At 71.5% G+C, this 26,666-nt stretch carries 23 protein-coding genes; 10 read left to right on the top strand and 13 right to left on the bottom strand.

Going from position 1 to position 26,666, the window contains the following annotated elements:
- Window positions 1-74 precede the first annotated feature (74 nt).
- Complete coding sequence (ramB, locus tag RWK90_RS14795; protein ID WP_314038382.1) at window positions 75-1,529, top strand: acetate metabolism transcriptional regulator RamB; 1,455 nt, start codon at window positions 75-77, stop codon at window positions 1,527-1,529.
- Window positions 1,530-1,534: 5 nt separating this feature from the next.
- Entirely contained in the window at window positions 1,535-2,077 is a 543-nt protein-coding gene (locus RWK90_RS14790) for a carboxymuconolactone decarboxylase family protein (RefSeq protein WP_314038381.1), read from the top strand.
- Window positions 2,078-2,533: 456 nt separating this feature from the next.
- Here RWK90_RS14790 and RWK90_RS14785 read toward each other — a convergent pair whose 3' ends face one another.
- The 3 genes from RWK90_RS14785 to RWK90_RS14775 all read right to left on the bottom strand — a co-directional run bounded on the left by RWK90_RS14785 (window position 2,534) and on the right by RWK90_RS14775 (window position 7,196).
- Entirely contained in the window at window positions 2,534-3,430 is an 897-nt protein-coding gene (locus tag RWK90_RS14785) for a DUF559 domain-containing protein (protein WP_314038380.1), read from the bottom strand.
- Between the two features lie 539 nt (window positions 3,431-3,969).
- Entirely contained in the window at window positions 3,970-6,465 is a 2,496-nt protein-coding gene (locus tag RWK90_RS14780) for a glycosyl hydrolase family 65 protein (RefSeq protein ID WP_314038379.1), read from the bottom strand.
- Window positions 6,462-7,196, bottom strand: coding sequence for a beta-phosphoglucomutase family hydrolase (locus tag RWK90_RS14775; RefSeq protein WP_314038378.1), 735 nt, complete (start codon window positions 7,194-7,196; stop codon window positions 6,462-6,464). Before RWK90_RS14775 ends, RWK90_RS14780 begins: the two co-directional genes overlap by 4 nt.
- Window positions 7,197-7,461: 265 nt before the next feature.
- On the opposite strand from RWK90_RS14775, the gene RWK90_RS14770 reads away from it, so the two are divergent.
- Window positions 7,462-8,253 (top strand): hypothetical protein, encoded by a 792-nt coding sequence (locus RWK90_RS14770; protein ID WP_314038377.1) that lies wholly within the window; start codon window positions 7,462-7,464, stop codon window positions 8,251-8,253.
- Between the two features lie 523 nt (window positions 8,254-8,776).
- Here RWK90_RS14770 and lpdA read toward each other — a convergent pair.
- Both lpdA and RWK90_RS14760 read right to left on the bottom strand, forming a co-directional pair.
- A complete protein-coding gene (gene lpdA / locus RWK90_RS14765) occupies window positions 8,777-10,168 on the bottom strand; it encodes a dihydrolipoyl dehydrogenase (protein WP_314038376.1) in 1,392 nt (463 codons plus the stop codon).
- 122 nt (window positions 10,169-10,290) lie between these two features.
- Entirely contained in the window at window positions 10,291-10,437 is a 147-nt protein-coding gene (locus RWK90_RS14760) for a hypothetical protein (RefSeq protein ID WP_314038375.1), read from the bottom strand.
- 168 nt (window positions 10,438-10,605) lie between these two features.
- Between RWK90_RS14760 and RWK90_RS14755 the strand changes: the two genes are divergently transcribed.
- Complete coding sequence (locus tag RWK90_RS14755) at window positions 10,606-12,747, top strand: prolyl oligopeptidase family serine peptidase (RefSeq protein WP_314038374.1); 2,142 nt, start codon at window positions 10,606-10,608, stop codon at window positions 12,745-12,747.
- On the opposite strand, the gene RWK90_RS14750 is transcribed toward RWK90_RS14755, so the two are convergent.
- From RWK90_RS14750 to groL, 7 genes are all read right to left on the bottom strand, one after another.
- Entirely contained in the window at window positions 12,707-13,603 is an 897-nt protein-coding gene (locus RWK90_RS14750; protein ID WP_314038373.1) for an alpha/beta fold hydrolase, read from the bottom strand. The genes RWK90_RS14755 and RWK90_RS14750 overlap by 41 nt on opposite strands.
- 131 nt (window positions 13,604-13,734) lie before the next feature.
- On the bottom strand, window positions 13,735-14,838 hold the full coding sequence (locus tag RWK90_RS14745; protein ID WP_314038372.1) for an alpha/beta hydrolase family protein: 1,104 nt from the start codon (window positions 14,836-14,838) through the stop codon (window positions 13,735-13,737).
- 380 nt (window positions 14,839-15,218) lie between these two features.
- On the bottom strand, window positions 15,219-15,383 hold the full coding sequence (locus RWK90_RS14740; RefSeq protein WP_314038371.1) for a hypothetical protein: 165 nt from the start codon (window positions 15,381-15,383) through the stop codon (window positions 15,219-15,221).
- Window positions 15,384-15,516: 133 nt separating this feature from the next.
- Window positions 15,517-15,663 carry a hypothetical protein gene (locus RWK90_RS14735; RefSeq protein WP_314038370.1) on the bottom strand — a complete coding sequence of 49 codons (147 nt, stop codon included), beginning with the start codon at window positions 15,661-15,663 and terminating at the stop codon, window positions 15,517-15,519.
- A gap of 410 nt (window positions 15,664-16,073) precedes the next feature.
- Window positions 16,074-16,229 carry a hypothetical protein gene (locus RWK90_RS14730; protein ID WP_314038369.1) on the bottom strand — a complete coding sequence of 52 codons (156 nt, stop codon included), beginning with the start codon at window positions 16,227-16,229 and terminating at the stop codon, window positions 16,074-16,076.
- Window positions 16,230-16,279: 50 nt separating this feature from the next.
- Window positions 16,280-16,423: a hypothetical protein gene (locus RWK90_RS14725; RefSeq protein WP_314038368.1), complete on the bottom strand. Its 144-nt coding sequence runs from the start codon at window positions 16,421-16,423 to the stop codon at window positions 16,280-16,282.
- A gap of 269 nt (window positions 16,424-16,692) precedes the next feature.
- Window positions 16,693-18,315 carry a chaperonin GroEL gene (gene groL / locus RWK90_RS14720; protein ID WP_314038367.1) on the bottom strand — a complete coding sequence of 541 codons (1,623 nt, stop codon included), beginning with the start codon at window positions 18,313-18,315 and terminating at the stop codon, window positions 16,693-16,695.
- A gap of 297 nt (window positions 18,316-18,612) precedes the next feature.
- Between groL and RWK90_RS14715 the strand changes: the two genes are divergently transcribed.
- Together RWK90_RS14715 and RWK90_RS14710 are read left to right on the top strand one after the other, a co-directional pair.
- Window positions 18,613-19,089, top strand: coding sequence for an SRPBCC family protein (locus tag RWK90_RS14715; protein WP_314038366.1), 477 nt, complete (start codon window positions 18,613-18,615; stop codon window positions 19,087-19,089).
- A 7-nt stretch (window positions 19,090-19,096) separates the two neighbouring features.
- Window positions 19,097-19,816, top strand: coding sequence for a hypothetical protein (locus tag RWK90_RS14710; protein ID WP_314038365.1), 720 nt, complete (start codon window positions 19,097-19,099; stop codon window positions 19,814-19,816).
- Between the two features lie 61 nt (window positions 19,817-19,877).
- Here RWK90_RS14710 and RWK90_RS14705 read toward each other — a convergent pair whose 3' ends face one another.
- The gene (locus RWK90_RS14705) at window positions 19,878-20,648 is read right to left on the bottom strand and encodes a hypothetical protein (RefSeq protein WP_314038364.1); all 771 of its coding nucleotides are present in this window, start codon (window positions 20,646-20,648) and stop codon (window positions 19,878-19,880) included.
- A gap of 82 nt (window positions 20,649-20,730) precedes the next feature.
- Between RWK90_RS14705 and RWK90_RS14700 the strand changes: the two genes are divergently transcribed.
- From RWK90_RS14700 to RWK90_RS14685, 4 genes are all read left to right on the top strand, one after another.
- Window positions 20,731-22,173, top strand: coding sequence for a M20/M25/M40 family metallo-hydrolase (locus tag RWK90_RS14700; RefSeq protein WP_314038363.1), 1,443 nt, complete (start codon window positions 20,731-20,733; stop codon window positions 22,171-22,173).
- A gap of 115 nt (window positions 22,174-22,288) precedes the next feature.
- Window positions 22,289-23,518, top strand: a complete 1,230-nt coding sequence (locus RWK90_RS14695; RefSeq protein WP_314038362.1) for an alpha/beta hydrolase family protein — start codon at window positions 22,289-22,291, stop codon at window positions 23,516-23,518.
- A gap of 35 nt (window positions 23,519-23,553) precedes the next feature.
- Window positions 23,554-25,842 carry an AAA family ATPase gene (locus tag RWK90_RS14690; RefSeq protein WP_314038361.1) on the top strand — a complete coding sequence of 763 codons (2,289 nt, stop codon included), beginning with the start codon at window positions 23,554-23,556 and terminating at the stop codon, window positions 25,840-25,842.
- A 172-nt stretch (window positions 25,843-26,014) separates the two neighbouring features.
- A complete protein-coding gene (locus RWK90_RS14685) occupies window positions 26,015-26,569 on the top strand; it encodes a hypothetical protein (RefSeq protein ID WP_314038360.1) in 555 nt (184 codons plus the stop codon).
- The last annotated feature ends 97 nt before the right edge of the window (window positions 26,570-26,666 follow it).

The raw sequence follows: 26,666 nt of genomic DNA, 5'->3' as shown, positions 1-26,666 counted from the left end.
CGCGAGTTTCTTGGAGACTTTTGCAAAGTTTGCGAAGATTGTGGAGCACGACACGGATCGGGAGGGGAAAGCCGATGACGGCCTCACATATGGGAGCGCGCCTGCGCCGACTGCGCGAGGAGCACGGCCTGACCCAGTCCGCGTTCGCCCAGTCGCTCGGCTTGTCGTCGTCGTACCTCAACCAACTCGAGAAGGACACCCGCCCCGTCACCTCCCGGGTCCTGGTCAGGGTCTCCGAGGTCTACGGGGTCGACTCGACGTTCTTCGCCTCCGACTCCGACACGCGCCTCATCGCCTCGGTCACCGAGGCGCTCACCGACACGCAGCTGTCGACCGAGGTCCCCGCCGCCGAGGTCGTGGAGCTCGTCCGCGCGCACCCCTCGCTCGCCCGCGCCTTCACGCTGCTGCACCAGCGCTACCGCAACTCCGCCGACCTGTTGGCCGCGCTCACCGAGACCCGCAACGCGCCCGACACGCCGGTCGACCGCACCGTGCTGTCCATGCCGCACGAGGAGGTGCGCGACTACTTCTACCAGCGCCAGAACTACATCGACTCCCTCGACACCGCCGCCGAGGAGCTCACCACCCGCATCCGCCTCAACCGCGGTGACGTCCGCGCCGAGCTCGAACACCGCCTCGCGGAGGCGCACGGCGTGCGCATCGTCCGCCGCGTCGACCTGCCCGACGGGTTGTGGCACCGCTACCTCACCGACGAGCGCCGGCTCGAGCTGTCCGCGCACATGACGCCGGGGCAGCAGGCGTTCCGCGTGGCCTCGGAGCTGGCGTTCCTCGAGCACCGCGAACTGCTGGAGAGCCTGGTCGACGAGGGCTCGTTCAGCTCCCCCGCCGCCGTCGCCCTGGGCCTGCGGGGCCTGGCCAGCTACTTCGCCGCCGCCGTCCTCATGCCGTACCAGCGGTTCCTCGACACCGCCGAGGACTTCCGTTACGACGTCGAGCGGCTCATGGCCTTCCACGCCACCGGCTACGAGACGGTCTGCCACCGCCTGTCGACCCTGCAGCGGCCGGGCGCGTCGGGGGTGCCGTTCAGCTTCGTGCGCGTCGACCGCGCCGGCAACATGTCCAAGCGGCAGTCCGCCTCGGGGTTCCACTTCACCACCTCGGGCGGCACCTGCCCGCTGTGGAACATCTACGAGTCGTTCTCGTTCCCCGGCAAGATCATGCGGCAGGTCGCACAGATGCCCGACGGTCGCCTGCACCTGTGGGTCTCGCGCACCGTCACCACGCGGCCGATGCGGTTCGGGCAGCCGCGCAAGACCTTCGCGATCGGCCTGGGCTGCGAGGCCCGCCACGCGCACCGCACGGTCTACGCGCAGGGCCTGGACCTCGACGACGTGGACGCCGCCACCAAGATCGGCTCCGGCTGCCGCATGTGCGACCGCCCCGCCTGCCCGCAGCGCGCCTTCCCGCCGCTCAATCACGAACTGCGCGTGGACGCCCACCGCTCGTCGCTCTCGCCGTACCTCCTCGGCGAACCCGCCTCCGCCGCCGCGCCGGCTGACCTACCCTGACGGCCATGAGCCAGTCACCGAGGATTTCGCCGGGCGGGTTCCGAGACCTGGGCCCGTTCGGCTGGGCGGTCAACCGCATCGGCGCGCGCGTCACCGGCTCCCGCGACGTGCACCTGTTCGCCACTCTCGGCCACGCCCGTCGGCTGTTCCCCGCATGGCTCGCGTACTCGGGGATGATGATGCCGTTCGGGATCCTCGACCGCCGCACCACGGAGTTGGTCATCCTGCGCGTCGCGCACCTGCGGGGCAGCGTGTACGAGCGGGCGCACCACGAGCGGATCGGCGCGCGGGTCGGACTGGACGACGACGACATCGCCCGCACCACCCGCGACCCCGCCACAGCGGGATGGCCGAACCGGCTGGAGGTGCTGATGCGGGCGGTGGACGAGCTGGTGCTGACCAAGGACATCTCGGACGAGGCGTGGGCGGCGCTGGCCGACCAGTTGAGCCGGGGTGAGCTGGTCGCGCTGGTCCAGTTGGTGACGCAGTACGACGGCCTGGCCACCTCGCTGCAGGCGCTGCGCATCCAGCCGGACCGGCCCCGCTGACCCGGGCGGCGGCCTCCCCCGCCACGCACTCCGCCTCGCCGGGCAGCCCTCCCCTGCCGAGCAGCCGCCCCACCGCCGGGCTGCCTTTCCGAGCCGCACGCTCCGCCTCGCGTACCCCGCGCCAGCACGGGTGCCTCCACATGCGCTGCGACGCTGACCCGCGCTGGCCGAGTGCCCGGTTCCGACCGGGTTACGCTGGCTGATTGGTCCACACTCGCATCGCAGATCACTCTCGCAGCGCACCTGGAGGCACTCGCGCTGCGACGTTGCTCGCCCCCGCAGGACGCCCGAGCCCTGCCGGACGGCCGAGCCCTGCCGGACGCCCGAGCACCCGCCGGACGGCCGAGCCCTGCCGGACGCCCGAGCACCCGCCGGACGGCCCGGTCCCCGCCGCCGAATGCAGGGCATTTCCCGGCCGGCCGGGCAGCCGCGGCCGGGTCGGAGATCCGCGCCCGGTCACGCCGCGAACCGGCGGACCCGATAGGCGGCCTCGACCTGCTGGAGGATCTCGGCCCGCTGATGCGCGAACAGCCGGCGGTCGACCACCACGACGAGCCACCCGGCCGCCTGCAGTCGGTTCCGCCGCCGGCGATCCCGCGACTGCTGCTCGGGATCGTCGTGGTGCGCCCCGTCGTACTCGACCGCGATCTTGTGAACGGGATCGGCCAGATCCAGGCGGTAGCCGAGCTCCGGGACGTCCACCTGCGGCACGAACCCCGTGAAGCCGGCAGCTCTGAGGAACAGCCGGGTCTCGGTCTCCCGCGGCGACTCCGACCGGGGGTCCGCGTCCGCCAGCACCCGCCGCACCCGCGACACCCCCCAGCTGCCGGACATGTAGGCGACCGTCTCGTGCATCGCGGCCCGCGTCACGCCCCGATGGAAGAACTTCTCCATCGCGAGCACTCCCTCGACGTGGTCGGTGAACCTCGCGAGATCGAACGCGGTCCAGCGCAGGGCGGTGACGCGCACACCCCGGATGCTGGTCACCGCCCGATCCGGCACCACGTACCGCCGCATCCGCAGGCCGCGGCGTGCCCGGCCGTGTGGCCCGACGCAGAGTTCCGGGACCGCGTCGTCGGGCGCCTCGATCCCGTGTAAGACCGCCGCTGACCAGCCTGTCAGCACGGCGTCCGGATAGAGCCGGGAATACGCGACCGACAGCGTCTCGAGGTCCGGCGCGGTGCCCACCGGTAGCCACAGCCCGTCCGCGACTTTTCGGTACTCCCGCTCGCGCCGCCGCCGCGGGATGTCGGCGAGCTCATGGCTCAGCCGCGCGAGGGCCAGCACCGGATGGTTGCCGTCCCGGATGTCCTGGTCGCTGTCGTATCGGTCGTCGCTTCGGATGCCCCTCATGCCGGCGATCATCACCCGCCTGTCCGACGGACCCTCCCGATTCCGCCGCCCGGTGCGGGCCCCTGTGGAGAGGGCATCGCCTGTGGATTGCGGCCGAGGGCGGCCGGCGGACACCCTGCCAGCGGCGAGTCGGGGCAGTTACGCTGCACGCCTGCACGCGGCCGGCCGTGGCGACGCTCTCTGGGCAGACGGCCAGCGCGAGTCGGGGCGTTCACGCTGCACCCCTGCACGCCGGTGCTCAGGATGTGGGATTCACGGCCGCCGGAGTCGCTGGCACGCCCCGGAATGAGCACTGCGCCAGCGCAAGCACCCCTCAGGTGCGCTGGCTGTCGGACATGCGCTGGACGAATGGTCCATCTGCCCAGCACACCCGGGCCTGCAGCGAGCATTCAGCCAGCGCAGGCCGCACAGGCAGCGCGAGTCGGGGCAGTCACGCTGCGAATCTGCACGCCGCCCCGGGACCGAGCCTCCCGGCCGGCAGTCTCCCCTACGGGATCACCGACGGGACCGCCGACCGGGCCGACCCGGCGAGCCGCGGGTCAGACCTTCTCGGGGCAGGAGAGGCAGACGCGGGCGCGGTCGTCGAGGCCCTCCGTGACGGTCTGACCCGCCGGCACGTGCACCGCGCGGCCCTGCACCGTGCAGTCGAAGTCGGCGCCGTTGAGGTTCTCGATCGTGATGTCGGCATGCGTGCACCGCACCCGCACGTGCGTGCCCCGCACGGTGAGCCGGAAGGTGATCCCCGACCACTCGGCGGGCACCCGCGGGTCGAAGGAGATCTCACCCCGGTAGTCGCGCATCCCGCCGAACCCGCTGACCAGTGCCGACCAGACCCCGCCGGTGGAGGCCACGTGGATGCCGTCGGCGGCGTTGCCGTGGACATCGGCCAGGTCCACGACCAGCGCCTTCTGGAAATGCTCGAACGCCTCGTCGCAGTAGCCGATCTCCGCGGCGATGATCGCCTGCACCACGGCGGACAGCGTGGAGTCGCCGGTGGTCAACGGGTCGTAGTACTCGAAGTTCGCCCGCTTCTCGGCCTCGGTGAACTCGTCGCCGCGCAGGAACATCGCCAGCACCACGTCGGCCTGCTTGAGCACCTGATGGCGGTAGATCACCAGCGGGTGGAAGTGCAGCAGCAGCGGCCGGCGGGGTTCCTCGAGGTCCTGGTCCCAGACCTCCTTGGCCAGGAAGTCCTGGTCCTGCGGGTGCACCCCCAGTCCCTCGTCGAACGCGATCACCATGTTCTTGGCGGCGCGCTTCCACTCGGCGATCTCGTCGTCGCGGATCTTCAGGCGACGGCAGATGGCCTCCCACTGGCCGCCGCCCAGCTCGGCGATCCGCCTGCACGCGATCGCCGCGGCGACGAGGTTGAACCGGGCCATCGCGTTGGTGAACAGGTTGTTGTCCACCACGGTGGTGTACTCGTCGGGCCCGGTCACGCCGTGGATGTGGAACATGCCGTCGCCGTCGAAGAACCCGAGCGAGACCCACATGCGGGCGGTCTCGACCAGCATGTCCACGCCCTCGCGGATCATGAATTCCTGGTCCTCGGTGGCCCACAGGTACTTGACGAGGGCGTGCGCGATGTCGGCGTTGATGTGGTACTGCGCGGTCCCCGCCTCGTAGTAGGCCGAGGCCTCCTCGCCGTTGATGGTGCGCCACGGGTAGAGGGCGCCCTTGACGGAGAGATACTTGGCGCGCTCGCGGGCCTTGTCGAGCATGTTGTAGCGGAAGCGCAGGGCGTTCCGGGCGAACCGCGGCATGGTGTAGGTGAGGAACGGCAGGACGTAGGTCTCGGTGTCCCAGAAGTAGTGGCCGGAGTAGCCGCTGCCGGTGACGCCCTTGGCGGCGATGCCGTTGTACTCGGCACGCGCGGAGGCCTGGGCCAGCTGGAACAGGTTGAACCGGATGGCCTGCTGGGTCTCGACCGGGCCGTCCACCTCGACGTCGGCCCGCTCCCAGAAGTGGTCGTACCAGTCCCGCTGCGTGCGGTGCAGATCCTCCACGCCGCGCTCGCGGGCCCGGCTGAGGGTGCGCGAGCACCGGTCGGCCAGCTCGCTGGCGGGCACGACCTCGGAGGTGTGGTACGCGGCGAGCTTGGTGAGCTTGAGGGTCCGGCCCGGGGTGACGTGGGCGTGGTAGACGACCTTGGAGGAGTCGTCGCCGATCTCGTGGCTCATGGCCACGTCGTCCTCGGTCTCGAGCAGGTGGTCCACGGCCACGGCGATGGTCATGCCGGAGTTGGCGCAGCGGTAGCCGTGCACGTGGTAGCCGCGTTGGCCCTCGGTGAGCTGCGGTTCGAGCACGCGGTGGTCGAGGCCCTCGGCGCGCCGCGGGTCGAAGCCCTCCTCCGCGACGGGGTCGGTGGAGCTGCTGTACTCGTCCTCGCCGTCCTGGCGGTTGAGCACCTGCGAGGAGATCACGACGGGCGCGGGCTCGTCGGGCAGTTCGATCTCGTAGGTCATCACCGCGAGGTGCTTCTCCACCATCGACACCATGCGGCTGGAGCGGATGACGACCTTCTTGCCGGCCGGGGTGCGCCAGACGACCTCGCGGCGCAGGATGCCGTCGCGGAAGTCGATGCTGCGCTCGTAGTGTTCGAGGTCGGCGACGCCCAGTCGGAGCGGTTCGTCGTCGACGTAGATGCGGATCGTCTTGGTGTCGGGGGCCTGGATCATGGTCTGGCCCTCGCGGGCGAGGCCGTAGGCGTCCTCGGCGTGCTGGATGTGCCACGTCTCGTGGAACCCGTTGACGAACGTGCCGTGCTGGGAGGAGTCGCGCCCCTCCTCGGGGTTGCCGCGCATGCCGAGGTAGCCGTTGGCCACGGCGAACTGCGTCTCGGACACGCCGAGCGGGGACGCCTTGGGGCTGGTCTCGACCCAGCGCCACGGGTCGGCGGGGTGGGTGGAGCGGTTGATCTCCGGCACCTCGAGGTGGCTGCGGAGGTTGACGCCGTAGGTGGTCCGGATGTTGCCGGGCACCGACTGGCCGACCGTGTCGTGCACGGGGCCACGGGAGATGGGGATACGTGTCACCGGGGGGCCTCCTGGAGTCCGGGGATGAGCTCGGAGAGGTCGACGACGACGAGGTCGGCCCCCTCCGCGAGCAGGGTCTCGCGCCCGGCCCCGCGGTCCACGCCGACCACCCGCGCGAACCCGCCGGCAGCACCGGCCTGCACCCCGGAGACGGCGTCCTCGATCACGACGCAGCGGTCGGCGGGCACGCCCAGCAGTTCGGCGCCCCGCAGGTACGTGTCGGGCCGCGGCTTGCCGGGGATGCCCTCGGCCGCGGCGACCAGGCCGTCCACGATGACCTCGAACCGGTCCCGCAGCCCCGCCGCGGTGAGCACGGCCTCCGCGTTCTTGGAACTCGAGACGACGCAGGAGGCGATCCCGGCGGCGTCGAGCGCGTCGAGGTAGGCGACCGACCCCGGGTACGCCTCGATCCCCTCGTCGAGCAGCTCACGGAAGATCACGTTCTTGCGCGTACCGAGTCCGTGGATCGTGTCCGCATCCGGCCCGGCCTCGTCGTCGTCGCTCCCCTCGGGCAGGGTGAGGCCCCGCGCGGCGAGCATCGACGCGATGCCCTCGACGCGCGGCTTGCCGTCGATGTACCGGAAGTAGTCCTCGTCCGAGTACGGGTCGATCCCGCGGGCGTCGAAGTACGCGCTGAACATCCGGTTCCACGCCTCCATGTGCTTCTCCGCCGTCGGGGTGATGACCCCGTCGAGGTCGAAGAGCACGGCGTCCACACCGTCATGGTCCATATCGTTGTCCTATATCAGGGGGTCGTCGGCGACGCGAGGCTCCGCCCGTGCGCGGGACCAAGGGTAGTCACACCGGGCCCGTTACACCGCTTCCACCCGCGGGGTCGCTGCCCCCGACTTCGGGCCCCCGCCCACGTTTTTGATGTTTCCGCCGTTCCACGGCCGCGCCTGCGGGCTTTTCCCCGCCGACTGCCACGCGGGGCACGATGCACAGCTGGCGGTACGACGGTGGCACTATGTGGGTAACCGAATACAAAGGAGAGAGATGCGCCTCCGCACCCGCACCCCCCGCCGCGTCGCGATCGCCGGTCTCGCGCTGGCCACCGCGGCAGCTCTCACGGCCTGTTCGTCGGACGACGGCGGTTCCGACGCCCAGCCGTCGGACGACACGTCGGCCTCGGCGTCGGCCACGCCGACCGTCGACGACACGGCCCCGCAGGCGCCCGTCGAGGAGCTCGTGTTGGCCGAGGGTGAGGCGCCCGGGGGCGGCATCGTCCAGGTGCTCGACCGGCCGATGCTGAAGGACGCCGTCGACAAGCTCGTGGCCGACCAGGGCCGCCAGCTGATGGAGGACCCGGCGTGTGACAAGGTCTCGCGCCTGGAGACGGTCTCCAACCACGCCACCACGGACGGCGTGACCGCCGCGGTGCGCTACAAGCAGTCCGAGACCGACGAGACCGAGCACCGCTTCGGCATCGGCATGGTGGGCGGCAGGCTCGACGAGTTCATGGACCGCTCCCTGTACGAGGCGTGCACGACCTCCCGCAGCACGTCCAACCCGAACGTCGAGCTGGTCATGACCGTGCAGGACGCGCCCACGGTCGACGGCGCCGAGGGCTTCCGCGTGACGAGCGACTTCATCACCACGCAGCCGGACGGCTCCAAGACCCTGAGCCGCGCCATCGCGCTCCACGGCTACTCGCGTGACACCACCGTGAGCGTGGAGTACGCGGCCCGCGGCGAGGACCCGGCCGTCGACCCGGTGCTGCCGACCGCGGCCGGCGCGCTCGACGCCATCTACATCACGCAGATGGAGAAGCTCGTCAACGCCGAGTGACCCCGCTGCGGGCCGCCGGGCCCGCCGCCGTCGGGCCGCCCGCAGCCGGGCCACCAGCCCGGGCCGCCCGGCCCACCGCCGTCGAGAAGACCGTTCCGCGCACATCGCCCGAGTGGGCCCGTGCGGAACGGTCTTCTCGATTTCCGGGGCCCGGTCGCCCTGGGGCCCGATCGCGCTGACGGCCGGGGGTCGGGTCCCCAGCGGAGGCGCCCACCGGGCACTGCGCCAGCGCGAGTCCCCGCAGATGCGCTGGCCCCGTGACCCGCGCTGGCGCCGTGTACGAATCCGGCGCGGTTGCGCTGGCACCGCGGTCCATTCCGCCAGCGCGAGCCCATCAGGCAGCGCATCCGGGCCCGGGTGTGCTGGTGGATCGCACGGCAGACACGACGACTCCGCCCCGCCACCCACCCGGACGGGCCGGGGAGCAGCGGGGCGGAGCGATGAGGCCTGGCACGCGGCCGCCGCGGGCCGGGTGCGCGGTACGCGGCCGGGCGAGCAGCCGCAGCGGGCCGGGTGCGCGGCGTCAGAGGTTGATCATGTGACCCGCGATGCCCTCGACGGCCTCCTTCATGGCCTCGGACAGCGTCGGGTGCGTGTGCACGTTGCGGGCGACGTCGGCGGCGGTGAGGTCCCACATCTGCGCGAGGGTCAGCTCGGGCAGGAGCTCGGAGACGTCGGGGCCGATGAGGTGGCCGCCGAGCAGCTCGCCGTGCGTGGCGTCGGCGACGATCTTCACGAACCCGACCGCGTGGCCGAGGCCCTGCGCCTTGCCGTTGGCGGAGTACGGGAACTTGGCGACCTTGACGTCGTAGCCCTCGTCCTTGGCCTGCGCCTCGGTGAGCCCGAAGGAGGCGACCTGCGGCTGGCAGAAGGTGGCGCGCGGCATCATGCGGTAGTCGCCGAGAGTCTGGGTCTCCGCGCCGGCCATCGTCTCGGCGGCCACGACGCCCTGCGCCTCGGCCACGTGGGCCAGCTGCAGCTTGCCGGTGACATCGCCGATGGCGTAGATGCCGTCGACGTTGGTACGCATGTTGTCGTCGATGTCGATCGCACCGCGGTCAGTCAGCTCGACGCCCGTGTTCTCCAGGCCGAAGCCCTCGACGCGGGGGCCGAAGCCGACGGCCATGAGGACCTTGTCCACGGTGACGGTCTGGGTGTCCCCGCCGTCCTTGGACTCGATCTCCACGTCCACGGAGTCACCGTTGTCGGTGATCGACGTGGTCTTGTGGCCGGTGAGGAGCTTGATGCCGAGCTTCTTGTAGTGCTTGTGGATCTCCTTGGAGACCTCCTCGTCCTCGTTCGGCAGGAGGCGGTCCATGAACTCGACGATCGTCACGTCGACGCCGTAGGCGTTCATCACGTAGGCGAACTCCATGCCGATCGCGCCGGCGCCGACCACGACGATCGAGTCCGGCAGCTCACGGGAGAGGATCTGCTCCTCGTAGCTGACCACGTTCTCGCTCAGCTCGATGCCGGGGAGGGTCTTGACCACGGAGCCGGTGGCGATGATGCAGTTGTCGAAGGTGTACTCGGTGCCGTCGACCTCGATCGTCTTGGCGTCGGTGAAGGTGCCGTAGCCGTTGATCTCGGTGATCTTGTTCTTCTTCATGAGGAAGTGGACGCCCTTGACGATGCCGTCCGAGATCTTCCGGCTGCGGTCGAAGGCGGCACCGAAGTCGAACGAGACGTCGCCGGAGATGCCGAACATCTTGCCGTCCCGCTGGACGGTGTTCGCCAGCTCCGCGTTGCGCAGCAGCGCCTTGGAGGGGATACAGCCCACGTTGAGGCATACGCCGCCCCAGTACTTCTCCTCGACCACGGCCACCTTGAGGCCGAGCTGCGAGGCGCGGATAGCGGCGACGTAGCCACCGGGGCCCGCGCCGAGGACGATCAGATCGAAATGAGTGTCAGCCACGACACACAGAGTATGCGCAACGCGTTGCGCAGGCACGCCGAGCCGTCCCTAATCGCACCCGAAATGCCCGACGCCGCCCCCTCCACGCGGAAGGGGCGGCGTCGTGCCGCGTGCGGGCGCCGTCAGGACAGGTTGCCCAGGACCTGCTTCAGCGCGGTCTCGACCAGGTCCGCGACGGTCGAGGCGATCTGGTCGGTGATGGTCTTGGTGGAGCTGCCCGTGCCGCCGCCGAGGGACTCCGTGACCGAACCGAGATTGAGAGAACCCATTATGTGTCTCCGTTTATTGAGGGTGCATTCCCGGGTTCCCGAGAATGGCCGGGTCAGACGACCCGAGCGCGGTGTTGATGCTACTGACGGGCCCGAGTCATAACAAGAGCCTGTGAGAAACTGGACCACCTGCCGACATGTCGGCTTGGTCACGGCATCATCGGGGGTATGTCCCTACCCGTGAGCCCCGATCCGTACCTGCATCTCGAGGAGGTCGACGCGCCCGAGGTCCTGGAGTGGGTGCGCGAGCGCAGCGACCGCACCACGGCGGACCTCGCGGCGGGCGCCCACGCCGAGGCCTCGTACAGCCGGGCGCTGGAGATCCTCGACGCCACCGACCGGATCGCGTGGCCCGTCCTGCGCGGCCGCTACGCCTACACGCTGTGGAAGGACGGCGACCATCGCCGGGGGCTGTGGCGCCGCGTCCCGTGGTCCGTCCTCGCGGAGGGCGCGCCGGGCGTCGACCACCCGGCGTGGGAGACGCTCGTCGACGTGGACGCCCTCGCCGACGCGGAGGGCGTCAACTGGGTGTACTCGGGCACGGTCGTCCGCCGCCCTGCCGACGACCGCGCTCTGATCCGGCTGTCCCGGGGCGGGGCGGACGCCGTGGAGGTCCGGGAGTTCGACCTCGTCGACCGCCGCTTCGTCCCCGCGTCCGAGGGCGGGTTCCGGCTCGCGGAGGCCAAGTGCTCGGTCTCGTGGGTCGACCGTGACACCGTGCTGCTCACCGCGCCCCTCGACCCGGAGGGCTCCGACGCGACCGACTCGGGTTACGCCCGCGTGGTGCGGCTGTGGCGGCGCGGGACCGACCCGGCGCAGGCCCCCGTCGTGTTCGAGGGCCGCGGCGACGACGTCGCGGTGGGCGCGTCCCACGACCCCGTGACGGGCCGGATCATGGCCAGCCGCGCCCCCGACTTCCACACCTCTCAGGAGGTGTTCTGGACCCCGGGGACCGACCCCACCTCGACCGCACCCCGGCTCGTGCCGGTACCCGAGGACTGCGACGTAACCTCGTGCGGTGACTGGCTGCTCCTCCGGCCGCGCACTGATCTGGAGGTCTCCGGCCGCACGCACCCCGGCGGCTCGGTGCTCGTCGTGCCGTGGTCCGCCGTCGACGCCGAGCCCGACCGCCTGCCCGCCCCGGTCGTCCTGTTCTCCCCCACCCCGTCCACGACCGTCGAGGACATCACGTGGGGCCGCGGTCGCATCCTGCTGACGATCCTCGACGACACCGAGTCCCGCATCGAGGCGTACACCATCCCCGCGACCGCCGACGGGGACTGGACCCCGCTACAGGTGCAGGGGCTGCCGGAGCACGTGTCGATCGACGTGCTGTCCTGCGACCGGCTGGCGGACGGCGATCCGACGCCCGGCGACCGCCCGCACCCCGACGACGCCGTGCTCGCCGTCTCCGGGCCCGTGGTGCCCCCGTCCCTGGTCCTGCTCCGGGCCGACGGCAGCACCACGACGCTCGGCTCCACCCCGCACCGGTTCGACACCTCCGGCGTCGAGGTCTCCCGCCACACCGCCGTGAGCGACGACGGGACCGAGGTCCCGTACACCGTCATGCGCGGCCCCGGCCCGGACGGACCCCGGCCGACCATCCTCTACGGCTACGGGGGCTTCGAGGTGTCCATGCGGCCCTCCTACGCCGCCCTGCGCGGCGCGCTGTGGCTCGAGGAGGGCGGCGTGTACGTGGTGGCCGGGATCCGCGGCGGCGGCGAGTACGGCCCCGCCTGGCACCGCGCCGCCGTCCGCGAGAAGCGCCCGCGGGCCTACGAGGACTTCGCCGCCGTCGCCCGCGCCCTCGTGGAGACGGGCGTGACCACCCGGGACCAGCTCGGCGCGACCGGCGGTTCCAACGGCGGGCTGCTCATGGGCGTCATGCTCACTCGCTACCCGGAATTGTTCGGCGCGCTGGCGATCGCCGTCCCGCTCCTCGACATGAAGCGGTACCACCTGCTGCTGGCCGGGGCGTCGTGGATGGCCGAGTACGGGGACCCCGACTCCTCCGACTGGGACGACTTCCTCGGCGCGTACTCCCCGTACCAGCACATCCGCCCCGCATCGGAGGTGCGCTACCCGCCCGTGCTCATGACCACCTCGACGCGCGACGACCGCGTCCACCCGGGCCACGCGCGGAAGATGACGGCGGCACTGGAGGCCGCCGGCCACGAGGTGGCGTACTACGAGAACGTCGAGGGTGGCCACGCCGGCGCCGCCGACAACACGCAGGAGGCCCGGAAAGCGGTCCTCACGTACGAATTCTTCAGGCGTCGCCTACCTCGTCGTCGTCCCCCTCAGGCTTGACGACCTCCCGGTCCGTCCACGCCAGCACGCGGGCGACCACCTGCGCGGGGTGGCGCGCCCACGAGTTGTGGCCCAACGCCTCCGGCTCCAGCTCGAGGGTCGTGCGCGCCGACGGCAGCATGGCCAGGAGGTTGCGGGCGGCGCTCGCGGGGGCGAGCGGATCGTCGGCGATCACCACGGCCAACGCGGGCACGGTGACGCGCGCCAGGCCTGCCCGGTAGTCGAGGTCCGCGCGGGCCGGCTGCATGACGCCCGCGCCCGCGAGCCGGGCCCAGTCGCGGACCCGGTCGGCCGGGATGCGGCCCTTCGCGCCGAAGAACTGGCCCGGCACGTGCCCGGACAGCCAGCCCAGCGCCGGCAGGATCACCGACCCCGCGCGCAGCTTGCGGCCCACCGGGCCCGGGAACCCGCGGTGGAACGGTGACTGGGCGGCGACCGCGACCAGCCCGGCGACGCGCGGGTCGTGACGCGCGAGGTGGTACACGCCGATCTGCGCGCCCATGCTGTGCCCCAGCAGGATCACGGGGCGCCGGCCGAGTCGCCGCTCCATCGCGTCGAGCGCGAGAGGGACGTCCTCGGCGGCGCTCTCGTGGTAGCCGGCCGGGGCGCCGCGCCGCCCGATGCGGTACGTGCTCTCACCCTGCCCGCGGAGCTCGGTGATCGCGACGTCGACGCCCTCGGCCGCCAGGGCGCGGGCGAGCGGGAGGTAGTAGCGGGCGCCGACAGCGATGCCCGGCAGCACCAGGACCGACGGGCGACGCGCGTCCCGCCGATCGGTCTCCACGATCAGCAGCGGACTCGTGCTGCCGTCCGGGTGGCGCAGTTCGACCCGGGCCGGGTCCTCGATCGTGGTCATGGGTACAGAATGCCGGACTACGCTCCGTTCGTGGAATCAGGCCCGACGAGAACGGACCCCGCCCCACCGGTGAGGGTGGGACGGGGTCCGCGGTGCGCCGGGCGCGCGTGGGTCGCCGTGGCGTCAGGCGATCAGATCGCGCCCCAGCGGGCGCCCATGGCCTGGGCCATCATCGGCCAGGACTGCTTGAGGTCGTCCTCCCAGTAGCCCCACGAGTGCGTGCCGTTGGGCGCGAAGTCGAAGTGGGCGGGGATGCCGAGCTCGCCGAAGCGGCGGGCCAGGTTGGCGGTGCAGTACTGGGTGGCCGCCTCGATGACGCCGCCGACGATCGCCTGGTTGGCGAGCGCGGGGATGCTGTTGCGCAGGCGCCAGTTCTCGAGCGACTCGTGGGGCCCGGGCAGGCCGTTGCCGGTGGAGATGAACATCGCGGGGAGCTGGTTGTTCTTCATCTGCTCCTGGAAGCGCCAGGCGCCCCAGACCGGGTCGTTGTCGGTCCAGCCCGGACCGGGGAACGGGCCCCACATGTTGTTCAGGTCGGCGCCGCCACGCATGCCGGTGACGATGTTGATGAACTCGTGGCCGATCGGGGTGGAGGTCTCGGCGCAGCCGGAGTACGAGCCGATGGCCTGGAACTTGCCCGGGTGCTTCTGGGCGATCGTCAGGACCGAGGTGGCGGTCATGGAGATCGCCGCGAGGCCACGCTTGCGGCCCTGGTAGTTGCCGCCGTAGCGGTTCTCGAAGAGGTCCGGGAGCTCCTTGGCGAGGTAGGTCTCGAACGCCATCGGGCGGTCGGTCTCGCGGGCGAAGCGGGTCTGGACGTTGGGATCGTGCTTCTGCCAGTCCGTGTAGTACGAGAACGCGCCGCCGATCGGGGTGACGGTCCAGGCGTCCTTGTCCGACATGAACTGCTTGACGTCGGACTGGGCCTGCCAGGTGGCGGAGTCCTCGCCACCACCGGCGCCGTTGATGAGGTACAGCACCGGGGCGCCGGCGTTGCCGTCACGCGGCGGCTGGACGATGTTCGGCACCTCGATGGCCATCTTGTCCGACCACACCGACACGATCATGCGACCGTCCGGCAGCTTGGTCTCGACGACCTTGTTGGTGGCCGTGGCCTTGGTGTACTGGATCGTGCCGCCCTGGGCCTGAGCCGTGCCCGTGGCGACGACGGGGACCATGGCCGCGGCGAGGGCCGCAGCCGCGACCTTCGTGCCGAACCGCTTCACTGAACGCATATTCCGACGCCTTACATTCTCGTTGTTCACAGACGGACCCGGGCACCTTCTCGCGGAGAACGCTAACCCGATTCCCAGTAGTCACACAAGTCCCATTAGGCACACAGGTATCCCCGGTGCGCCTTTAAGACTAGAGGAGTTCACCCGCTGGGCGCTCCCCCGAGGATCGCACACCGACCCGCGCCGGTGGGAACCACGGAGCCACCCATGCGGCTCACGTCAACATTATCGGCCCGTCCCCCACCCGCGTTACGGATATGAACGAATCCATATCTGGCGTCGCCACACGCCGGCCGCCGCAGAGAGTCTGCGCGGGCCCGAGACACGAGAGAGGGCCCCGAGCCGCAGCCCGGAGCCCTCTCTCGAGTCAGTCGTCCGACTCAGGCCTTCATGAAGCCCGCGTCGATCGCCTTCTGGAAGTCGCCGCCGACGAAGTAGCCGACAGCCTTGATGAGGTTGTTGATGTTGCCGAGCAGCTTGCCGCCCAGGTCGAGGACGCCATCGGTGCCCAGGGCGTTACCGACGGAACCGAGTTCGATACCCATGCTGTACTCCTTGAGGAATTCGGCCCGGTTAGCCTCCGGGCCGGAAGAATTGATGTTGCCCGCTTACGTAGCGGGGAGACGGGCCACGATGGGCCGCTTCCGCGACGGGCCGAGGCCCGCCCCGGGGGCCGTATTACTCGGCGGCGCCGAAGCTGCTGCCGATACCCTCGAGCGCGGTGAGGGTCTTCTCGCCCGTCAGCGAGCCGGTCAGGCCGACGATGCCGCTGATGGCGTTGGTGACCGCGGTGATGGCGGCGCTGATGGCGCTGAAGTCAGGCATGTGTATCTCCCTTTAACTGTGATGTCGCCCCTCGCGGGGCCCCGGGTAAGGCTAACCTAAGACGCATTGATGTCAATCGTGATATGCGTCTCAACCCCGCCCCTTCGGCGCTGGCCTTGCTTCGCGCCGGGCGTGTGCCCTGAGTCACTGTAAACCACGGACCCTTAAGAAGTCTCATTAATCGCGGCACTTTGAGAAGAATTTTTTTGCCGGACACTCCCCCGCGCAAATGCGCTGGTCAGGAGTTCACCCTCGCCCCCCGGCGTTCACTTCTGTGTCCCGCTGAGCGAGCGCCTACCCCTCGGACACGACGATGCGGCCCGCGCGAGGGAGATGTCGCGCGAGCCGCATCGTGACCGTCGGGGAGAGTCGCCACCCTCGACGGGGCTCAACCGTCGCCGCTCACGGCGTCACTGGAGGAAGCCTCCCGTCAGGGCCTCCTGGAAATCGCCTCCGGTGAAGTAGTCGAGGCCGGAGAACAGGTCTCCGAAGGCCCCGAGGAAGTCGTTGAGGAAGCCCAGGGCTCCGCTGACGCCGGCGAGGGATCCGAACTCGGGAAAGGTCATTGTCTGCTCCTTGTGTCTGTGGCTGTGCGGTGGTGGCGGGTCGGGGACGGCTACTCGGCGCTGATGCTCGTGATCGCGCCGACGAAGTCGTTCACCCCGCCCTCTCCGCCGAGGGAGCCGGTGAAGTAGACGAGGGCGCCGAGGACGTCGGTGATTCCCCCGAAGAGGTCGGACAGCTGGCCGAAGTTGGGCATGGAGTGCTCCGTTCTCAGTGACTCGCGACGCCTGTCGAGGCGCCTGATGAGGACATTAAGAAGCGATCGCCCCGGCCACCAGAGCTGAAACAGCTCGTTTACGGCAGGTCACGGACCTTTTACGCGCACGGGCGTAGGTATCCGTCGTGTTACGAGTTCGGCGGCGTGCAGGTGCCCCAAATGGGGCGTGGCCCGCACCGGCGTACCGGTGCGGGCCACGGCCCTGTGTGTTCGCGCGGCAGGCGCGAGGAGTGGTGCGTGGGCTCAGATCAGAAGCCCATGCCGCCCATCTCGTCGCCACCCGGCATCGCCGGGGCGGCGGGCTCGGGCTTGTCGGCCACGACGGCCTCGGTGGTGAGGAACAGCGCGGCGATCGACGCGGCGTTCTGCAGCGCCGAGCGGGTCACCTTGACCGGGTCGTTGATGCCGGCCTCCAGGAGGTCCTGGTACTCGCCGGTGGCCGCGTTAAGGCCCTCGGAACCGGGGAGGTTGCGGACCTTCTCGGCCACGACGCCCGGCTCGAGGCCGGCGTTGAGGGCGATCTGCTTGAGCGGGGCGCTCAGGGCGAACTTGACGATGTTCGCGCCGGTGGCTTCCTCGCCCTCGAGGGACAGGCCCTCGATCGCGGCCTCGGACTTCACCAGGGCGACGCCACCGCCGGCGACGATGCCCTCCTCGACGGCCGCCTTGGCGTTACGCACGGCGTCCTCGATGCGGTGCTTGCGCTCCTTGAGCTCGACCTCGGTGGCCGCGCCCGCCTTGATGACGGCGACGCCGCCGGCGAGCTTCGCGAGGCGCTCCTGGAGCTTCTCGCGGTCGTAGTCCGAGTCGGAGTTCTCGATCTCGGCACGGATCTGGTTGACCCGGCCCTCGATCTGGCCCTGGTCGCCGGCGCCCTCGACGATGGTGGTCTCGTCCTTGGTCACGACGACCTTGCGGGCCTTACCGAGCATGGAGATGTCGGCGGTCTCGAGCGAGAGGCCGACCTCCTCGGAGATGACCTGGCCACCGGTGAGGATGGCGATGTCCTGCAGCATGGCCTTGCGGCGGTCGCCGAAGCCCGGGGCCTTGACGGCGACGGACTTGAAGGTGCCGCGGATCTTGTTCACGACCAGGGTCGACAGGGCCTCGCCCTCGACGTCCTCGGCGATGATCAGCAGCGACTTGTTCTCGCCGATGACCTTCTCGAGCAGCGGGAGCAGGTCCTTGACGGTGGAGACCTTGCCCGAGACGAGGAGGATGTACGGATCCTCCATGACCGCCTCCTGGCGCTCCGGGTCCGTCATGAAGTACTGCGAGATGTAGCCCTTGTCGAAGCGCATACCCTCGGTCAGCTCGAGATCCAGGCCGAAGGTCTGGGACTCCTCGACCGTGATCACGCCCTCCTTGCCGACCTTGTCCATGGCCTGGGCGATGAGCTCACCGATGGCCGGGTCGGCGGCGGAGATGCCGGCGGTCGCGGCGATCTGCTCCTTGGTCTCGATCTCCTTGGCGGAGTCGATGAGGTGCTTCGTGACGGCCTCGACGGCCTTCTCGATGCCGCGCTTGATGCCCATGGGGTTGGCACCGGCGGCGACGTTGCGCAGGCCCTCGCGCACGAGCGCCTGGGCCAGGACGGTGGCGGTGGTGGTTCCGTCGCCGGCGACGTCGTCGGTCTTCTTGGCGACCTCCTTGACCAGCTCGGCACCGATCTTCTCGTACGGGTCCTCGAGCTCGATCTCCTTGGCGATGGAGACACCGTCGTTGGTGATGGTGGGGGCGCCCCACTTCTTCTCCAGCACGACGTTGCGACCCTTGGGGCCGAGGGTGACCTTGACGGCATCGGCGAGCTGGTTGAGACCGCTCTCCAGGCCGCGCCGGGCCTCTTCGTCGAACGCGATCATCTTTGCCATGGGGTGAATCATCCTCCGGGTATGGGGTGACACGCGTGTGGTCAGCGTCGGTGCCCGCGACGGACGGAGCGGACCGTGTCGGATCCGCACCTCACCTTGCGACCTCAGTTTCAGATCTTGCTGGCACTCAGGGTAGCCGAGTGCCAATCGCTTTTCTAGCACTCGCCCCCCACGAGTGCAAAGGATCCGGGCGGGTTCGCGACCGGCGAACGCCCCACACGAACATCCCTCGCCGACACGACCGCTGCCCTACCATCGAGACGCCCTCACAACCCGCCCGTGTCGAAAGGCCGTCGAATGCCCACCGAACCCACCGCCGTAGGCGCCATCGAGAGCTCCATCGAGATCGACGCCCCGCCGGCCAGGGTGTGGGAGGTCGTCTCCGAGGTCCGCAACGCGACCGAGTGGAGCAGCCAGGCGTGGAAGATCTTCTCCCCCGGCAAGCGCACCACCAAGGGGACCTGGGCGCTCAACCTCAACAAGCGCGGGCCCGTCGTGTGGCCCACCACCAGCCGGGTGGTGGAGTTCGAGCCCGGCCGCCGGTTCGCCAACCGCATCAACGAGAACACCACCGTGTGGGTGTTCGAGCTCGAGCCCACCGCCACCGGCGGGACGCGTCTGACCGAGCGCCGCGAGGTGCCGGAGGGGCTGACGTTCATCTCCCGGTTCCTCACCGACAGGCTCTTCGGCGGGCAGAAGTCGTTCACGGCCGAGATGGACCGGGGCGTGTCCACCTCGCTGCAGCGCATCAAGGCCCTCGTCGAGCGGGGCTGAGGCCGTCGTGGCCCGGACCGCCGCCACGCTGCTCGCCGGGTCGCTCGTCGCGGCGCTCACGGGGTGCGCGCTGTGGTCCGGCGAGGAGGACGACCGGGACGGGCCCAGCCGGGAGGAGCCCGGCCCCACCCTGGCGGCGGGGCCCCCGCCGGCGGGCTGGCAGGACGTGCGCAGCGCGACCGGTCTCGTGTATTCGGTGCCGCCCGAGTGGGAGGTCGGGGACCCGTTCGGCGTTCAGGAGGACGGCACCGACCCCGGATCGGACTGGGGATCCGGGTACGTCACCACCGCCAACGCCATCGCGGATCGGGACTACTGCGCGCTCGGGGGCCTGAGTTTCCGCACCCTGGTCGGCATCAGCGCGACCTCGCTGCCGGGCGAGGCCCGCGAGCAGGCCGAGTCGGCCTCGCGTGCGATGGCCGATTCCATCGACCGACGCTTCACCCAGGCCGGTGCCGACGTCCCGGTGCCCGAGGCGCGCAGCATCGGGGTCTCCGGGGTCCCCGCCTGGTACGTCTCCCTGCGGGGTCGCGTGCGACCGCCGCGCAACGCCTGCACCCCGCCGGTCATCCGCTTCGACACGGTCGCCGTCTCCACCCGCACCCCCGACGGGGCGCCGGCGTCGATCGTGTTCGTGCTCATGACCGACGAGGGTGAACCCGGCGTGCAACCGACGGAGACGATCGACGCCGTCGTGGCGTCACTGCGGTACGACAACTCCGTGTAGCGGGCCGATCCGCGCCCCGGGCGCCGGCCCTGGTCCGCCGCCGGCCCAGGCCGCCGCCTGCTCAGGCGGCCGTCGCGGGCCGGTGCGGTGCGATCCCCTGCGGCGCCGGGCCGGCGGGGTCGACCGGGCCGGCACCGTCGCCGTCCCCGGTCGCCGTGCCGACGTCCGCCTGGAGCTGCGATGCCCAGTCCGCGTCACAGCGGGCCCACGCCCACCCCGCGTCCGCCGCGGAGGCGGCCGCGTCGACGGGGACCATGACCCGTCGGACGGGGACACCGGGCCCGTCCGCCGCCTCGACGATCAGCGCGCCGCCGGAGCGCTCGTAGCGGAACCACCGTTCGTCGTCGACCTCCAGCTCGAGCCGGTCCCCGTCGAGTTCCAACAGGTCGACGAGCTGGCCGAGCAGTTCGTGGGAGACCCACGGCAGGGTGCCGCGGGGCCGTCCGCGGACCGCGTGGTCGGCGATCCCGGCGCCGGCCATGGTGGGCCGCCGGTGCACGTCGATGTCGATGCGCTCACGGGGGTCGGCGGCCAGTCCCAGTTCGGGGGCGGTGACGCGGAGCTGGCGCGGGGCGGCGAACCGCATCACGGCGTTGACCACGAGGGGGCGGGTGATGACCTCCGGGCGGATCACCACGCTGACGCCCTCGATCTCCGGCCGCGCGCAGAGGGCGCCGGTCTCGCCGACGGCGTCCGCCTCGGGGAACCGCGCGGCGACCTCGTCGCGAAGGGCCTCGAGGTCGGCGCGCAGGCGCGGTGGGAGCTGGTCGACGTGCGACAGCTCGCGGAACTCCTCTTCCGCCGGGGTGACGACGATCACAAAGCTGCTCATGACTCAGACCATACTTCATTCCTCGTTCACTTGCTGTTCATCTTGAGCGGCCGTGTCGGAGCTGGGCTCTATCCTGTTGCCCATGACCGACTCCCCCGTGTTCGCCGATCCCCACGCCGAGCTCGCACCGCTGGCCTCCGCGATGGGCGCCCAGCTCGACCGCGCCCGCGCGGACCTGGCCGCCCTCGTGGCGCTGCCCTCGGTGCACGGGGCGGAGCCGGAGGCGTGCGCGCAGGCGTGCGAGATGGTCCGCGATCTGCTCTCCGAGTTGCCGGTGCCGGGCCTCGGGCCGGAGTCGGTGGAGGTCGTCGAGACCTCCGACGGCTCGCGGGCGGTGTTCGCGCACCGCCCCGCCGCGCCGGGCCGGCCGACGGTACTGCTGTACAGCCACTACGACGTGCAGCCGGCCGGTGACGTCGACGCGTGGACGTCCTCGCCGTGGGAGCTCACCGAGCGCGGCGGCCGGTGGTACGGCCGCGGTGCGGCCGACTGCAAGGGCAACCTGGTCGTCCACCTCACCGCCCTGCGCGCGTTGGCGTCGGTGGGGAGCGGGGACGACGACGAGGGCGGCTCCCCCGGACCGGACCCGCTGGACGGCCTGGGGATCCGAATCGTCGTGGAGGGTTCCGAGGAGACCGGGGGCGGGGGGCTGGACGATCTGGTGGACGCCCGGCCCGACCTCGTGGCGGCGGACGCGATCCTCATCGCCGATTCGGGCAACGTCTCGGTGGGCACGCCCACGCTCACGACCAGCCTCCGGGGGATCGCGAACGTCGTCGTCGCCGTCGACACCCTCGAGGCCGGGGTCCACTCCGGCCAGTTCGGGGGCGCGGCGCCCGACGCCCTCGCCGCGCTCATCTCCCTCCTCGCCTCGATGCGCGACCCGCACACCGGGGCGACCACCGTGGACGGACTGGACTTCTCCGGCCAGTGGGACGGTCAGCCGTACCCCGAGGAGACGTTCCGCGCCGACGCCGGGGTCCTCGAGGGGGTCGAGCTCTCCTCGGCCGCGCCGCCCGCCGACCTGGTGTGGTCCCGCCCCGCGGTGACGGTGCTGGGCATCGACTGCCCGCCGGTGGAGGGGTCCATCGCCGCGGTCCAGCCCCACGCGCGCGCCCTGATCAACCTGCGCGTGCCGCCCGGGATGGACCCCGTCGAGGCGCAGCAGCTGCTCACCGCCCACATCGAGCGCCGGCGGCCGTGGAACGCGCGGGTGACGATCGAGCCCGAGGCCGTCGGCCACCCGTTCCGGTCCGTGCCCGCCGGGGGCTCGGACCCCGTGCACGACCTGCTTTCACAGTGCCTTGCGCAGGCCTACGGCGCCGCCGAGGTCGCGGAGGTCGGTTCGGGCGGGTCGATCCCGTTGTGCACCGCGCTGCAGCGGGCGCACCCCGAGGCGAGCATCGCCCTGTTCGGCGTCGAGGACCCGGCAGCGGCCATCCACTCCCCCGACGAGAGCGTCGACCCGCGGGAGATCGAACGCATCGCGCTCGCCGAGGCGGCGTTCCTGCAGCGCTACCGCTGAACGGGGGCGGTGGCCGGCCGGGGTTCGCCAACCGCGGTAACAGTGTGACGGAAGTGGGCGATAGTGGAGGCAGTGGCGGCTGTCCAGTCCCGGCTGCCCGAAGCAAGGAGCCGCCATGACCGACCCCGCACCCGTCACCCGGACACGGCCCCGGCGGGGTCCCGCCGCCCCCCGCACGCGTCGCGCCGGACGTGCCCTGCTGGCCACCGCCACCGCCGCGGCCCTGAGCGTCGGCCTCGTCCCCGCGTCAGCGCAGGCCCAGGGTTTGCCCGGGTCGATCAGCCCCGAGCAGATCGCCAACGACGCGCTGGGCACCATCTCGCCCGAGAGCCTGAGCCAGCTCCTCTACTTCGGCAACCTCCCCGGCTCCTCGGGCTCGTCGATGATGAACATCGCCCACCGGCTCGGGTTCTCGCCCAACATGTTCGCCGGCCCGCCGCCGCCGGCACCGCAGCCCAACCCGAACATCCGCGAGACGCGGTTCGTCGAGGTGCTGGAGAAGAACGGCCGCTACGAGCGCTGGCTCATCGACTCCGCGGACATGCAGCGCGGCATCACCGTCGAGGTGTACCGCGCCCCGGGCGGCGGCGCCGGCGCACCGTTCCTCTACCTCCTCGACGGCGTCGGGTCCGAGCTGCCGAGCGGCTTCATGCAGTGGGGCGCGGCCGAGCAGTTCGCGGACCAGAACGTCAACCTCGTCATCCCCACCGGCGGCCAGGGCTCCATGTGGTCGGACTGGAACACCCCCGACCCGGTGCTGGGCATCAGCAAGTGGGAGACGTTCATCACCCGCGACCTGCCGGCGATCGTCGAGCCCCGCCTCAGCGCCAACACCAACCGTGCGATCGGCGGCATCTCGATGGGCGCGGGCGCGGCCGTGACCATCGCGACCCGCCACCCGGACCTGTACAACGGCGTGTTCGGCGTCTCGGGCTGCTACTCCACCGACGCGCTCGGGCAGATCCTCACCCGCTACACCGTGGAGAGCCGCGGAGCGACGCTGACCAACATGTGGGGCGAGCCGGGCAACGCGCAGTGGGCCGCCCACGACGCGCTGCTGAACGCCGAGAAGCTGCGGGGCAAGGCCATCTACCTGTCCTCCAGCACGGGCGTGGCCAACCCGGGCGACTGGGAGGCGTACAACAACGACGCCGCCAACTTCGTCGCCGGCATGGCCCTCGAGCAGGCCACCGACAGGTGCACGTGGGACGCCGACCGTCGCCTGCGGCAGCTGGGGATCCCCGCGCGCGTCGACCACCTGCCGACGGGCATGCACAACTGGTCCTACTACTCGCGGCAGATCCCGGTCGCCTGGAACGCCGTCAAGTCCAGCGTCGGTCTGTAGACGGCTCCCCCGCGGGCGCCGATAGGCTCGGCAGCGTGAACGCGCGCCCGGATCTGGATCTGACCCTGCGACTGTCCGCCTCCGCGGCGGACTCCCGCCGGGGCATCGTGCGGGCGCACCCCGAGGTGATCCTCGCGCTGGGGATGCGGGAGTGGGACGCGATCGAGATCGTGGGCGCGCGCACCACGGGCGCCGTGGTGGCCGCCGCGACGCCCGGGTCGCCGAGCGGGATCCTCGTGGTGGACGAGGTCGTGGCCGCCAACTGTGGTCTCGGCGAGGACGCGCGCGTCACCGTGCGGGCGGCGCAGGTCACGGGGGCGCTCTCGATCGAGGTGCAGGGCCTGCCGCCGGCGGGCCGGGGCGTGGCCGAGCGGGTGCTGCGGTCGGCGCTGCTCGGCAAGGTGGTGCGCGTCGGGGACTCGGTGACGTTGCTGCCGCGCGATCTCGGCCCCGACTTCCCCACCGGGGACACCACGCGCACCCTGCGCAACACGATGGGCGCGCAGTGGAGCACGGAGCTGCTCACCGTGACCGCGACCGTCCCCGACGGCATCGTGTCGGTGCAGCCGACCACCGCGGTGGTGACGGGGGCGACGACGACGAGCTCCGCCTCCCCCACCGCCCCCGCGGCCGGCTCCGTGACCGCGCGGGAATCCTCGGGCGGGGCGGTTGCCGGGCGTCCCGCGGAGGCCGGGACCTCGGATGTGGCCGCGGGGACGGCCATCGCGGCCGTCGCGCGGGAGGATCTGGTGGGCGTGTCGGACCAGGCCGAGGTGCTGGAGCAGTGGCTCTCGCTCGCGCTGGACCGCTCGAAGCTGCTGCGCACGCTGGGCGCCTCGCCCCATCTCGGGGTGCTGGTCGCGGGCCCGCCGGGGGTGGGCAAGGCGACGCTCGTCCGGTCGGTCGCGGGGTCGCGCCGGCTGGAGGTGGTCGACGGTCCCTCGGTGGGCTCGCTCGATCCGGCGTCGCGCCTGGAGGCGGTGCGGGCGGCCGCCGAGCGCACGCGCGAGCAGGGCGGGATCCTGCTGGTCACCGATGTCGACGCGCTGCTGCCCGCGCAGGTCGAGCCGGTCTCCACGCTGGTGTTGGACCGGTTGCGGTCGGTCGTCGCGGCGCCCGGTGCGGCGCTGGTCGCGACGTGCGTGCGACCCGAGGACGCCGACGCCCGGTTGCGGGAGCCCGACGTCTGCGACCGCGTGCTGGACCTGCCGCTGCCCGACGCCGCCGACCGGGCGGCGCTGCTGGGGGTCATGCTGCGGGGCGTGCCGACCTCGGGGCTGGACCTGCGCGCGGTGGCCGATCGCACTCCCGGGTACGTCGCCGGCGACCTGCGGGCGCTGACCCGCGAGGCGGCGCTGCGCGCGGCCGCCCGGGCCGCCGACGCGGGCGGGGTCGACGCCCCGGGCGGGCCCGACGCCCCGGGCGGGGTCGACGCGCGCCTCGAGCAGGAGGATCTCCTCGGCGCGATCAGCGTCATCCGCCCGCTGTCGCGGTCGGGGACGGAGGAGCTGAGCCTGGGCTCGATCACGCTCGACGACGTCGGCGACATGGAGGAGGTGCGCCAGGCGCTCACCGAGACCGTGCTGTGGCCGCTGCAGCACCGCGACTCCTTCGAGCGTCTCGGCGTGACGCCGCCGCGGGGCGTCCTGCTGTACGGCCCGCCCGGGTGCGGCAAGACCTTCGTCGTGCGCGCGCTGGCGGCGAGCGGCCGCCTGACGGTCCACATGGTCAAGGGCGCCGAGCTCATGGACAAGTGGGTCGGGTCATCGGAGAAGGCGGTCCGTGACCTGTTCCGCAAGGCCCGCGATTCGGCGCCGTCGCTTGTCTTCCTCGACGAGATCGACGCGCTGGCACCACGCCGCGGTCAGACCGGCGACTCGGGTGTCGGCGACCGCGTGGTGGCCGCACTGCTCACCGAGCTCGACGGTGCGGAGCCCCTGGGTGACGTGGTGATCCTGGGGGCGACGAACCGTCCCGAACTCATCGACCCGGCGCTGCTGCGTCCCGGCCGGCTCGAGCGCCTGGTGTTCGTCCCGCCGCCCGACGCGCAGGCACGCGCCGACATCCTGCGGGCCGCGGGCCGCGACGTCCCACTGGCCGACGACGTGGACCTGGCCGAGCTCGCCGAGGACCTGGACGGCTACTCCGCGGCCGACTGCGCCGCCCTGTTGCGGGAGTCCGCGCTGACCGCGATGCGCCGCGACATCGACGCGGCCGAGGTCACCGCCGACGACGTGGCCCGGGCCCGCCGCGCGGTGCGCCCCTCGCTGGACCCCGATCAGGTCGAGAACCTGCGCCTGTACGCCGAGCGGCGCGCCGACTGACCCCCGGGGCACGCGGGGCCTTGCCGGGCCCCGCCGCGAGCGCCTAAGGTGGGCGCCATGCGGATGATTCTCGTAGTAACCGGACGTAACGGGGCCTGACAGACCGGCACCCCCGTTGCGTGGTTACTGCTTTTCCGTCGGTCGCGCACCGACGTCGAGAAGCGAGATCACGATGAACGCCACCACGCACCCCGCCACCGCGAACCCCACCGCCGCACGCCCCGCCACCCGCGCCTCGGGCGCCACCGGTTCCTGCCCCTTCGCCGAGCGTTTCGGGCGGCGCCTGCCCCGCGGGTTCGCCGACGAAGCCGCCGGCCTGAGCTGGCGCACCCTGGTCGACACCTACGCCCCGTCGTCCGACCACTTCCACCTGGCGGACTTCACCCGCCGCCCGCTGGGTCGTGGGATCACCGCCTACGAGGCGATCCTGGCCACCCGCACCGCGGCGGACGCCCCGGGCGAGTTCACCGCCCACCGCCTCACCACGGAGTCGTGCGGCGACCTCACCGCGATGTCGGACATGCTGAGCCAGGTCGGCGCGCCCGCGGAGATCGAGCGTTTCCACCAGTACGAGGGACCCGGTTTCGACGGCGCCGGGTCGTGGTGCACCATCCTGCGGGCCACCAACGGCCGCCGCGAGACGTGGGCCCTCGGCTTCGGCCGGACCGCCCCCGAAGCCTCCATCGCCGCCCTGCTCAGCGCCGCGACCCGCCTCCACCTGCGATGAAAGCGGCTCGAAACGCTGTTCTGTAAAGTGAACCCGGTAACCACGCCCCGGTCGACACCGGCTGCCCGCCTCGCACGCGGCGGGTCCGTCCGCATGT

Source organism: Dietzia sp. CH92, from assembly GCF_032248695.1.
Lineage (GTDB): Bacteria > Actinomycetota > Actinomycetes > Mycobacteriales > Mycobacteriaceae > Dietzia.
This window is presented reverse-complemented; position numbering and strand designations above follow the sequence as displayed.